This window comes from Neorickettsia risticii str. Illinois, from assembly GCF_000022525.1.
Lineage (GTDB): Bacteria > Pseudomonadota > Alphaproteobacteria > Rickettsiales > Anaplasmataceae > Neorickettsia > Neorickettsia risticii.
Genome location: NC_013009.1, coordinates 545,814 through 558,197 on the forward strand (window position 1 = coordinate 545,814; position 12,384 = coordinate 558,197).

At 40.7% G+C, this 12,384-nt stretch carries 10 protein-coding genes and 1 tRNA gene; 9 read left to right on the plus strand and 2 right to left on the minus strand.

Annotation, left to right across the window (positions count from 1 at the left end):
• Positions 1–132 precede the first annotated feature (132 nt).
• Both NRI_RS02530 and mutL read left to right on the plus strand, forming a co-directional pair.
• Positions 133–1,065: a hypothetical protein gene (locus tag NRI_RS02530; protein WP_041351499.1), complete on the plus strand. Its 933-nt coding sequence runs from the start codon at positions 133–135 to the stop codon at positions 1,063–1,065.
• Positions 1,066–1,489: 424 nt separating this feature from the next.
• Positions 1,490–3,445: a DNA mismatch repair endonuclease MutL gene (gene mutL, locus NRI_RS02535; RefSeq protein ID WP_015816415.1), complete on the plus strand. Its 1,956-nt coding sequence runs from the start codon at positions 1,490–1,492 to the stop codon at positions 3,443–3,445.
• A 250-nt stretch (positions 3,446–3,695) separates the two neighbouring features.
• Here mutL and bioB read toward each other — a convergent pair whose 3' ends face one another.
• Positions 3,696–4,673 carry a biotin synthase BioB gene (gene bioB / locus NRI_RS02540; protein WP_015816456.1) on the minus strand — a complete coding sequence of 326 codons (978 nt, stop codon included), beginning with the start codon at positions 4,671–4,673 and terminating at the stop codon, positions 3,696–3,698.
• Positions 4,674–5,255: 582 nt separating this feature from the next.
• Between bioB and NRI_RS02545 the strand changes: the two genes are divergently transcribed.
• The gene (locus tag NRI_RS02545) at positions 5,256–6,437 is read left to right on the plus strand and encodes an aminotransferase class I/II-fold pyridoxal phosphate-dependent enzyme (protein WP_015816458.1); all 1,182 of its coding nucleotides are present in this window, start codon (positions 5,256–5,258) and stop codon (positions 6,435–6,437) included.
• Entirely contained in the window at positions 6,434–7,081 is a 648-nt protein-coding gene (locus NRI_RS02550) for an alpha/beta fold hydrolase (RefSeq protein ID WP_015816459.1), read from the plus strand. Before NRI_RS02545 ends, NRI_RS02550 begins: the two co-directional genes overlap by 4 nt.
• A 111-nt stretch (positions 7,082–7,192) precedes the next feature.
• On the opposite strand, the gene bioC is transcribed toward NRI_RS02550, so the two are convergent.
• Positions 7,193–7,945, minus strand: coding sequence for a malonyl-ACP O-methyltransferase BioC (gene bioC / locus NRI_RS02555; protein WP_015816460.1), 753 nt, complete (start codon positions 7,943–7,945; stop codon positions 7,193–7,195).
• 458 nt (positions 7,946–8,403) lie between these two features.
• Here bioC and bioD point away from each other — a divergent pair, with 458 nt between their 5' ends.
• The 5 genes from bioD to coxB all read left to right on the plus strand — a co-directional run bounded on the left by bioD (position 8,404) and on the right by coxB (position 12,378).
• On the plus strand, positions 8,404–9,174 hold the full coding sequence (bioD, locus tag NRI_RS02560) for an ATP-dependent dethiobiotin synthetase BioD (RefSeq protein ID WP_238522974.1): 771 nt from the start codon (positions 8,404–8,406) through the stop codon (positions 9,172–9,174).
• Positions 9,175–9,399: 225 nt separating this feature from the next.
• The gene (bioA, locus tag NRI_RS02565; RefSeq protein WP_015816462.1) at positions 9,400–10,743 is read left to right on the plus strand and encodes an adenosylmethionine--8-amino-7-oxononanoate transaminase; all 1,344 of its coding nucleotides are present in this window, start codon (positions 9,400–9,402) and stop codon (positions 10,741–10,743) included.
• Between the two features lie 199 nt (positions 10,744–10,942).
• A tRNA-Val gene (locus NRI_RS02570) sits at positions 10,943–11,016 on the plus strand.
• A 142-nt stretch (positions 11,017–11,158) separates the two neighbouring features.
• Positions 11,159–11,389, plus strand: a complete 231-nt coding sequence (locus NRI_RS02575; RefSeq protein WP_015816463.1) for a hypothetical protein — start codon at positions 11,159–11,161, stop codon at positions 11,387–11,389.
• Between the two features lie 221 nt (positions 11,390–11,610).
• Positions 11,611–12,378 (plus strand): cytochrome c oxidase subunit II, encoded by a 768-nt coding sequence (gene coxB / locus NRI_RS02580; protein ID WP_015816464.1) that lies wholly within the window; start codon positions 11,611–11,613, stop codon positions 12,376–12,378.
• The last annotated feature ends 6 nt before the right edge of the window (positions 12,379–12,384 follow it).

Here is a 12,384-nt window from a genome sequence, read left to right on the forward strand (position 1 = left end):
GTCTCTCTAATTAGCATTTAAATAAATTAGTAAATATTTTAGAGTAGGACGTTGGGAATTCTTATTGGGATATTATATTCTTATTAAGAATTTTCTCTTAATATATTAGGAAATTTGCTATTTATATATACAATGCAGTCTAGTCATACGCTTACTTCCAAAGCGCTTCTTGGGGGAGTTGATATACTCACCTCCGTAAGCGCCCTGTTAATTCAAGCTCATCACCACGGAGATGCATCTCTCGCCACCCAGGAGGGTATGGTCACTGCTGCAAAAGAGTTAGTCCAGCGGTCACAGGAGGGTACTGGGACAGCCAGAGTGTTAGCTCTTGGGGATGTTCAGCAATTGTATGCTGGTGTTATCAACGCTGCAATGAAGCTTGAAAAGTCTCTAAGGAAAAGTAAGCCAGGCTGTCCACTTATTCCACAGCAAGATGCGGAGGAAATAAGAAACATCATTACGCAATGCTGCGAGCAGGTCGGAAATGCTGTGAACCAGCTTGCTCCTACTCTACCTAAGTCAGGAGCTGCTCTAGTATCCAGGATGCTAGGTATACATGTACAAATGCTCAACTCTGCTATGCGGAGTGCCAGCAATGAGGATCTTAAGAAGGTAGTGACCAATGCTCAAGAAACTCATCGTGATATAACGAGGATTATCTATTCAGGCAGACTTGCACTTGCGATAGATGCGGAACTTGAGGCTGATCCAAGGCTAGACCCAGGAGGAAATCGTACCCAGCGTAGACATGAGATCTGCGATTCACTTCAAGCTGTCTTGGCCTCAACAACTGAGTCTGTCCGTAATGCTATTGTCACGTCACGCCCAGAGATCTTTGAAACGCCTGAGGCAGATATAGGAGCTCCTTCAACTGAAAAACCCGGGACAAGTGGTTCTAAGATCGTAAAAACTCAAAAAGCTGAGCCAGAGGAAACCCGAGGTGCAGCGGCCTTACCATCTCCATCTACGACTCTCTCAGCGGAAGGGACAAGCTCAATGGCCGAAGATCTACAAGGTGCCCAATCACAGGGAACAGGGACAAAGCCCGAAGCACCTCAACGGTAATTTTGAGCGCATTGGAGGCGAAATAATTCGCCTCCAATAACTGCGTGGCACATGATTGTACATACACTATCTATCCCATAAACAATACGGATTCACAGACTGTTTAATAAAACAAGACCCGCATCTAAAGACCACTTAAACTAGCAAAATACCTAGTACACTGAAGTGGATTTGCGTCTACCCACCCCATAAGCTGTTAAAATACCTGGCACACTGAAATGGATCGGGCTCCTACCCGGCACATAAACTGATAGAATATCTGGCACAACTAAAATGGATTCGCATTGAGATACCATGTGAACCAGCAAAATATCTGACACACCAAAGAGTAGAAAAATTATTTCTGTACTAGTATGAATAACAACGTTTAAAATGGGGGTACGATTATTCTCCCAGAATTATAAAACACACTTTCGTAAACGCAGTGAAGATACAGGTACTTCCAACAGAAATAATAAATAAGATCGCCGCGGGTGAAATCCTTGAGAAGCCTGCCAATGCCGTTAAGGAACTCGTTGAAAACGCCATAGATGCAAGCTCAACAAGCATCAAAATCGAGCTAGAAGAGGCAGGCAGAAATCTTATTCGTGTCACTGATAATGGCGTGGGAATCTCGATAGAGGACTTACATTTAGCAATAGAGAAACATGCAACATCAAAACTGAATACAAAGGATCTTTACGATATAAATTACCTAGGTTTTCGGGGAGAAGCCCTACATTCAATTGCGATCACTTCCGAAATGAAGATCGCCTCCTGTTTCAATGGAGAGGGATACATAATTGATGCTCAGACAAAAGAAATAAAACCTCACCATATAAAGTGCGGTACGGTAGTTGAAGTAAGGAAACTTTTTCACAACATACCAAATAAACTGCGTTTCTTGAGAAGCGAAAAGACAGAACTTTCGTCCATAATTGAGCTCTTGAATAAGCTGGCCCTAGTAAACCCTAATATTGCGTTTGAACTCCTCTCAAACGGTAGGCAGGTATTCGATTACCAGACTACAACCCAACTAAAACGGATGGAACAACTAAAAGTCTTGGGCAAGGAATTTGTCGAGAATATGATCCATATGAAGCACACAAACGATTGTATCTCCGGTGAACTATTTTTAGGGCTACCTACTCTCACTCAAAAGAGGAATAACTGTCTTATTTTCGTAAATGGGAGACCAGTAAAGGACAGCGTTATTTCATCGGTAATGAGACATGCATATAATGACTACATCCCAAAAAATACATACCCGATAGCTGTTGTTTTCATCAGGGTTCAGAACAAGGAGGTGGATGTCAACATCCATCCCAATAAGTCTGAAGTAAAGTTCCGTGACCCTCAGGTGATTAGAAAATTTCTCCTTTCAGTGACCAGTAAGAGCCTGTCACAATGTGGCCATACTACCTCTACAACTGTTGCAAGTCATGCAGTCGAGCGATTTAATCAACTGCTTGAAAAGCAAAGCACCTTTCGCGAGGAAACCGTTTCAAAAACAACAGAAAGTGATTTACTTCAGTCACCTAAAGAAAGAAAAATGACCGCTCAATCGGAAGAATACGCAAAACAACTTGAGTATAAAGGAAATCTGGATTTTGATCAGATGCAAAACAACAACCCATTTCACTTTTTAACGGACCAATCGGAAGAAGCACCCTTCCTGATGGGTCACAAAAAAACTTCTGATGAGTATCCGAACAAAATCCCACTAGGCAAGCAACAGAACTCTTCAATCTTCCTACATGACAATCAAGATGCTTCGTTCTTGCAGCAACAACTGAGGAAGATAAACCATCGCGAACACCTGCAAAATGAGAAGCACTTCGAGACTTTTGGAAAGTTCAAGTGCCAGGTACACGGAACTTTTATAATCACAGAAACGGAGAACGAAATAATTATAATAGATCAGCACGCAGCACACGAACGTGTACTATATGAACAGATGAAAAAGAGCATTACTTCACCTGGACAAAACTTATTAATGGCAGAGTTCGTACCACTTAGCGAAAGAGCTGTCGAGATACTTTCTCTAAACGTGGAAAAGCTCAAGGAAATCGGTTTGGTAGTAGAGCGTGTTAGTCATTGTGCCATCATGGTGAATTCGCTACCAGAAGTATTTAAAAACACACCTACGAACGAACTAATAGAAGACATCGCTTCCCTGCTAGAAGAAGAAATTGAACCGAGGACACTTCTTGAAAGAGTGTACGCAAATATAGCATGCAAAAGAGCTATAAAGGCGAACCATAATCTCACAAGGGAAGAGATAGAGGAGCTATTAACACTGATGGAGAACATTCCACACACAGGTCAGTGTAATCACGGACGCCCTACTCACATTCGTCTGCCTAGGAAAGAGATTGAAAAGTTATTCCTCCGGTCCTGAGACATATAAAAAAAACTTATCAGAGAATCATCTGCTAATAGTTGTACAAACACAGAAGAATCCGAAATTATACTTAACCAAAATTGGGTATGTGCAAGATTCTCAAAAAGAAAAAGCTATGCAAAAAAACAGCCTCCCCTAAGCGGTATTACTATCATTCCTCCAGAACGGATTTATTTTTCATATGACTCAAATAGACGCACACAAGTAGCATATGTCCCAGAAATAATCCTCAGGCAAGATGTTTTCTCTATGCTCCTGAATTAATGGAACAATCAACAGATGTTTTACTCTTCTCTCTCAGAAGACCTAATTTCAATAAGAGTTTTTCGTCGCTCTCTGGGTCAGAGTTGGCAGATGTAAGAAGCTTTTCGCCATAGAAAATGGAATTAGCACCGGCAATAAAACATAAAGTTTGTAATTCATCTGACATGCTTTCCCTACCCGCAGAGAGCCTTACATAAGATTTAGGAAACATAATCCTGGCAAGCGCAACGATCCTTACGAAATCTAAAGGATCAACAGCATTGTTTTTCGCTAGTGGCGTCCCTGGAATCGGAATGAGCTTATTTATAGGTATTGATTCGGGTGGAAAACTCAGGTGAGAAAGCTCAACAAGCATCTTTATGCGGTCTTCATTACTCTCACCCATCCCTAAAATACCTCCAGAGCAGACTTTCAAACCAGCTTTCGCAACATTCTCTAGGGTCTCTATTCTGTCGCTGAAACTTCTGGTGGTTATTATTTTAGAGTAATATTCCTGTGAAGTATCGATATTGTGGTTGTAAAAATCCAAACCAGCTGCTTTGAGAGAAACAGCCTGTTCGTGAGAGAGAAGGCCCAGCGAAGCGCAAGTTTCTAATCCGAGCTTCTTGATTCCGGAAATCATTTCACAGACTGCATCCAAATCTTTCCCGCGTGGTCCGCGCCAGGCAGCACCAATGCAGAACCTCGTAGCACCAAGCTCAACGGCTCTCTTCGCTGCCTCAAGTACTTTTTCAACCTGCATAACAGGCTCCTTTTTCAGTCCTGTGTTATAGTGGGCAGATTGCGGGCAGTAAGAACAATTTTCCGGACATCCGCCAGTCTTAACACTGAGCAACATAGTAAGCTGCACCTGATTATGTAGGAAATTTTCTCTATGCACACGCTGAGCAGAATAAAGAAGATCTAAAAAAGGAAGGTGGAATAACTCCTCAGCCTCGGAGAATTGCCAAACTTTCGTCATGATATCTGCAGAACCCAGTGCGATTGTATCACCCTCGTTAAAAGAAATGAATCTTTGTATTTAAGTGTGTACCGACGACTAGTTCAATATCTCAAACCTGATTTCTATGATGTAAGTCAGTTTTCTATACAAAAGTCCAGTTTGAACTATTCAGAAAACCCTTATTAAACTCGCTCAGAATCACAGGATCTTGACCCTAATTTTCAAGGATCACACCATTATTCCCGATTACTTGGACCCGTTACCATCAGTAACTCAGTCTAATGAAGTGTCAAAGGCTCCCAATCGTTCCACATAGCACCGACAACACTCCATATTACTAATCGAAACACATCTTCTAACTGCTTCTTCGCAAAAGAAGTGACTTTGCAAACTATGCATTTTGCATTTTTATATCAAATGAGGCAAAGCATTTTTCTAAACTCACCGCTATAGCGCTACTAACTTTGTGCCACCACGACAAATCGCATCTTACAAAAATAAGTCACATTGCCACATATGAGCGTGAGTAGAAGTAACATTTTTGAAGAAACAACTATAAAATCATAGATCATCTGGATCACTTAAAATCTCTAATTCTTCATGGAAGAGGTTTCGGAAAATACATCTTGCTATGCAGATTTTCTCATACAGAGAAGGGCAAAGAATCTCTATCGTCAACTCGAGACGTGCGTGGATGAAAGAAGTTGTATTGATTTCTCGTCAAATGACTACCTTGGCTTGAGTAAATCTAGGGAGGCATTAGAAGCTGCCTATTCGTATGGTTTAAAGAGCGGGATCGGGGCAACTGGATCGAGACTTCTCTCAGGAAATAACACAATTTTTAAAGAACTTGAACAACAAATCGCAAAAGACAAAAATACCGAAGCTGCCTTAGTAATGGGTTCGGGTTTTCAAACGAACATAACGGTGCTTTCGACCCTTCTCGATAAATCTGTCCTTGGCCAAAGAGCAATTGTGTTCTTCGATAGGTTAAATCACTCTAGCCTTTACCACGCAATACTTCTTGCTGGTGCAGAAATGGTCCGCTATAGACACTGTGATATGGAAGATCTTTCCCGATTAATGGAAAGATACTCTACAGATAGACGTCCAAAATTCGTAGTGACGGAGACATTATTCGGAATGGATGGCGATGTACAAGATATGGAGCGTATAGCTACTTTAACACGTCAACACAAGGCAGTGCTGTATCTGGATGAAGCACATGCCACAGGCATCCTCGGAAAGAATGGGTATGGTCTCTCAACTAACTTTGACCTTTCGGGGATTACACATGTAATCATGGGAACATTTAGCAAGGCGATTGGGGTCTTTGGAAGTTATATCGCATCTTCTACATTGATAAAAAATTACCTGATCAACAAATGCCCTGGTTTGATATATTCGACCGCACTCCCACCTATTTTGCTAGGTGCAATAGCGAAAGCATGGGAAACGGTAGCGCTCTTAAGTAAAGAAAGAAAAACACTCCTGGAAATGGCAAGTAAAGTAAGAAAATCTCTTAGCCAGGAAGGATACAATATCGGAAATTCAACCAATCATATAGTTCCCATCATACTTGGAGAAGAAGAAAAAGCTCTCGCATTGAAGAAAAGACTTCTCGAAAAACGAATAATTGTCTCTGCTGTGCGCCCACCAACTGTACCTGTGAACACATCAAGAATTCGGATAGCATTGTGTGCATTTCACACTAAAAATGACATTACTCGCCTTCTACAAAACATCAAAAGCACCAAAAACCTAATCAAAGACACTACATGAATAGGAAAGTGATACTCTTATGTCACGGTTGGGGTTTCGATCAAAAATTCTGGTCACCGATAATACAACTCTTTGCAAAAGATGAGGTCAAACTACTTGATTTAGGGTATTTCGGGAGTAAGATCACTAACCAAGTAATAGAAGCAGATACGAATTACGTAGGAATAGGTCATTCGCTTGGCATGGCAAAGCTTATCCTACTTTTCGGAGACAGACTCAACCGCATCATCAGCATAAACGGTTTTGTAAACTTCCTAGGAAAAAACCCCAAGTTACGAAATAAGAGAACACATGAGCTCACAAAAATGCTTCAAGCTTTCAAACACGACCCACATGGGACGTTGCAAAATTTCCACATTAGGGCCCTTGAAGATGCTAAAGACATTCAAAAGCAACTCCCAAGCGGCAAAATGGATATAAAAAAACTTCTTACCGACTTGGAGAATTTGACATCACCTGTTTCAGTACCGGAGATACCCGCGCTTATTCTGGGTAGTACCTCGGACCGTATCGTACCGGTAGAAATTCTATATGACAATTTCTCCAACCACGAAGTAGTACTTTTCGAAGGAGGCGGACACAACCTAGTAGGCTCAATACCTTTTTCAATCTATGGCTTGATAGAGAGATTTTTGCAAATTTAGCACCAGTTTGGCTCTTAAAACTACATCGTCGAATCGCTAATTCCTATGACAGTTGCAATACATGAGTAAAGTAGAAAGTTAGATCCCACTCATTCGTGTGTTTAGCGACGACTAAAAATGTGAGCGTGAAACTACCCCAAACATTACTGAGTATTTTGAAAAAAATTCACCAGGCGCATGTTTTAAAACTTTCCTCACATGATATGCGTTGAACCCAGCTGGCGAATAGTTAGAACCAAGCTGTCTCATATACCTTATAAACTCCTTTGGTGAGGCAAACCGCATATCGAAATTGCACACTTCCCAAGTAAATAATGTCGGGGAAGTATCCAACATTGCCAACTCTACTTCTTCGGATGAAATATAGTGTAATCCTGGCGATGGCAAAGAAAGCTCGTGAAATAACCTATTCCACTCATATAGGGAAGGCTGAACGAGTATCGAAAATGCAAACACCTTGCTTAACCTACACACCCTCTTTAAAACTGTTATGGGGTTTGAACTCCAGTGTATAGCCATACTGGACACAATGAGGTCAGATACGGGAAATTTAACTTTCGACATATCACCTAAGATTGTAGATACACTTTCTCCCACCATTTCCCTAGCACGGCTGAGCATTTCATAGGATATATCATTCATTGTATAGCAAGCATTAGGGAATTCTGAGAGTAATAATTTTGTCAAGTAACCAGTCCCAGCACCAATATCCAACACAGATGCCGGCATAAAATGTGGGAGCCTCTCTCGTATCATTGCAACTAACTTGTAACAACACTCTTTTTGTATTTTTGCCACGAGGTCGTAAGAGCGACTTGCTCTACTAAAGTTTGCTGCCACTACATCGTTATTTATATCTGGCATCTACAATCAGTAAGTAGCATATACAATCATATCACCCTGATGCGTTTTTTATGCAGTTGGAAAAGCAGCACAAAAAGCAGTAACCGTGAACCCTGCATATAAACTCAATGAATTCCTTCATTGTACATACGTCGATTACGGGCTGTACAATTAGGTAAAAAGGCCTAATGAAGAGAAATACAACTCACTCATCACAATTATTAGCGCATTAGCATTGTATGAAAAAAAATCACCGTGCATCCCTCACACTCGTATCTTAAACACAAAATCACCTATGGAATCCAACGATTAGCAAATTCAAAAGGCAACCCAACTATTAAATCCCTTACGAGTGTGCAATATGGATCTACGAAGCCTCACGTGTTTCCGGATCAACCATACGGCATTAGATAAGATAGATGCATACAAAACAGCTTTAGCAAATTACAAGCAAGGACATCTTGCAGCGTTAACACAGTGTGATTTATATAAACAAGCGATCCTCCGTATTAGCTGAGTGGAACATGGCCATCTTTGTCACTGGAACAGACACAAATGTTGGCAAGACAATAATAAGCAGTTGGATATGTTTGCACCTGGGTTGGGATTATTTTAAACCAATACAAACCGGAGGTAATAGTGACAACAGCTTCATTTCCAGTATCACTGGTGTACCAGCATATGATTCGATTTTTTCCTTCTCTGAACCAATTGCACCACATGTTGCGGCTAAGATAAATGGAAGTTCAATTGATATTTTCAAAATTCAACTACCTAAACACAGGAAAAGCCTTAGCAACAAAATAGACTCTATTCCGACCACAGAACACGAGCGAAGTAATTTCATCAGTGCAGCTACTCAAACAAAGGATTGGGAAAAAGAAAATAACAAAATTGTTATCGAGGGTGCTGGCGGAGTCCTTGTACCACTACAGAAAAACGGTATCAAAATGGTGGATCTGATTCGACATCTGAAAGTACCAGTGATAATTGTATCGCGCTCTACTTTAGGCACAATCAATCATACCCTGCTCACCCTTGAAGCACTTCGAGCAAGAGAAATAAAAGTTCTCGGTGTAGTAATAAATTCAACATGTGAGGAGTCACTGGAATACAATTCAAAAGCAATAGCAGAATACGGTTCGACCGAGATCTTAGCCACTTTTCCTCACTTGAAGGAAGTGACCAGAGATAGCATCCTCAGCGTACAGATGCATGATTCAATGAAAACACTACTGGAATCACACTAAAACTCAAAAATTTTCTGCTGCTCTAGCGACTCCTAAAGCAAGATATTCCTGTATGCATCATACAAAATTGAGCTACGGAGTTACTATTTCGAGCTGACAAATTTCAACTTCTTTGAAAAATAAAAAAGTCTGTTCAGTACTATTATAAAGATATTAATTTAACTTGTGTTACAACACTGGCAATAGTAGAATCCACACAGAGACGCCTGCGCAGCGATATGAGACATGTATCAAGATAATAAGATAGTTAACCTCTCTGCAAGGGATAAGAAGCTAATTTGGCACCCACTTACACAAGAAAAAACCTCTTCTCCATCAATCGCGATAATTAAGGGGGAAGGCGAGTACCTCTATGATGAGCAAAACAAAAAATACTTAGACCTTATATCGAGTTGGTGGGTAAACTTACACGGTCATGCTAATCCAGCGATCGCACATGCAATATACGAGCAGGCACTAAAACTTGAACAGGTAATTTTCGCAGGTTTTACGCACGGTCGAGCTATTCAATTATGTGAAAACCTCAAAGTAGAATTGCCTAAGAACCTTACAAGATTTTTTTTCTCTGATAACGGATCTACTTCGGTTGAGGTAGCACTGAAAATCGCATTGCAGTTCTGGAAAAACTCAGGTGAGAAACAGCGGGATATTTTTATTTCATTTGACAAGGGATATCACGGAGACACCGTTGGAGCGATGAGCTTGGGTGCATCATCTGGCTTTTTCGATCAATACAAGAAAATTCTATTCAAAGCAGTGCATGTGCCTTTTCCTGCAACCTGGGAAAACGATCCAGATGTAGAGAGAAAGGAGGAGGCTTCACTAAATGCAATCCAAAACTTCCTAGAAAAAAATTTAAACCGAGTGGCAGGTTTCATAGCTGAACCATTAGTCCAGGGAGCTGGAGGTATGCGGATGTGTCGACACAAGTACCTCGAACAATGCCTAAAATTATTCAAAGAATATGGCGTACTGAGCATATTTGATGAAGTCATGACCGGCTTTTATCGTACAGGCAAAATGTTCGCCTCGGATTACATCCTTAGCAAACCAGATATTTTATGTCTCTCAAAAGGCCTAACAGGTGGCTTTTTGCCACTTTCGCTCACGGTTACAAGTGAGAGAGTATACAACGCATTCTTATCTGACAATTTTAGCAGTGCACTAATTCATAGCCACTCGTATACTGCAAATCCCCTTGGCTGCGCAGCTGCTATCGCCTCCCTAGAATTACTAAAAAATGCAAGCACGCTCGACAAAATTTCTAACATTGAACGACTACATAGAAGTTTCATTTGTGATCTCAAACTTGCACTACCAGAAGTAATTAAAGCAGAAAGGGTTTGTGGAACCATTGTGGCATTTAATCTCTTTTCAGAAGAATGTAACTACAGTCACGTGATTGCAGCAAAACTAAAAGAAATATTCATAAAAGAAGGGCTATTGATAAGGCCACTTGGAAATACAATTTACTTAATGCCGCCTTACTGCATTTCTGAGAAAGTCCTTAAAGAGGCATACTGCAAAATAATCGAACTAATTACCTCCATTGCAGGCTCTTTCTCGTAGTTACACCCTATGTTATTGCGTTAGTGTAGCACTGCAAGAACTTACTTTTTTGTGTTCAGTTGATCGGTCTGTCACAATTGCCCATCTATACATCGGGCACTTATCTTTTCCTACACGGCTAACACAACTGCCAAATTGGCATCCCTAATTGCTTGGACTTTCCTATAACGAAAATTTTGCGTACTATTAAGGCTTATTTGGGTGGTTAGCTCAATTGGTTAGAGCACTTGCTTGACGTGTAAGAGGTTGTTGGTTCGAGTCCAGTACCACCCAGTCGCTTTGACTTGTTTTCTTATTCGGCGTTCACATATTCAACAGAAGATAAAGAACAGAAGGTAAAGCCAAAGACTTCGTGCAAACAAGTATTCTACTCTATAAGGAACGAAGAAGCATACTTTTTAGATGAGGAATCGTTTTGTCTGAAATCATTAAAAAGGCCTTTGAAGATATTGATGAGATAACAACCCTGTTGCATTCGGGTGAGGATGTGACAGGGGCAAATCAAGTGAAAGATAGGCTCCTATCACTGGAGAAAAAGGTCGATGAAATATGTCGTTTGAACCTTTCGGAAAATCTCAAGCTTGAGCTGGTAGCAGCATTGAAAAAATTGCTAAAAAGAGTGTCCCTATCGAATAGTAAAAAATAACCTTTTACGTCGGGTGTGTGACTTAGCCCTTATGTGAAAGCAAGTAAGAATAAAAGTAAGTTTTATAATATTTTAAATTAATAAAACAAGATTATTGTTTCGTTAATCTTACTTTTACTCAACTTATCTGCGAGCATTACGCTTGTTGGTACGTTTGTGATATTAAAAATCTTCTATTCGTGTTGTATAATTGACCAACTCTTTAGGATCGACGTCGTTTTATGCGGAAGCTTGTTTTAATACTTATCTTTCTGTTGCCGGTTTTCGGTTTTAGCGAACAACTTGGACAACCTCATGAATGGCAGCTTGGATTTCAGCGATCAGCTAGCCCTGTGATGGACTATATCAATGACTTCCACAATCTAATGCTGATAATCATGGTTTGCATTGCCGCTGGGGTTAATGCTCTTCTTCTATATACTGTCATCCGGTTTAACAAGAAGAGGAATCCCTCTCCTTCTAAGACATCGCACAATACTTTGCTGGAAATTGTTTGGACAGTGATACCAGTGCTTATCGTGTTAGGCATCTCTTTCCCTTCATTGAAGGTGCTAAAGTACGAGGAACATGTTCCAGATGCGGAAATGACAGTCAAAGTTGTTGGGCATCAGTGGTATTGGACATACAACTACCCGGATCATGATGAAATTACCTTTGACAGCAATTTGAAACACGACTTGGATGAAGGCGAGCCTCGATTACTAGCTGTCGACAATAATCTCGTCTTACCCGTTGATACGACAGTAAGAATTCAAATCACTTCCGACGATGTAATACACAGTTGGGCCGTCCCGTCGCTTGGAATAAAAAAGGACGCGGTCCCAGGAAGACTTAACGAAACTTGGGTTCGTATTGACAAGGAAGGAACTTACTACGGGCAGTGCTCTGAGCTGTGTGGTATACTGCATGGGTTTATGCCTATAGCTGTGACTGCTGTAAGTAAGGAGGCATTTAAAGAATGGGTTACTCAAGCGAAAGATAGTTTTTAGTTTTGG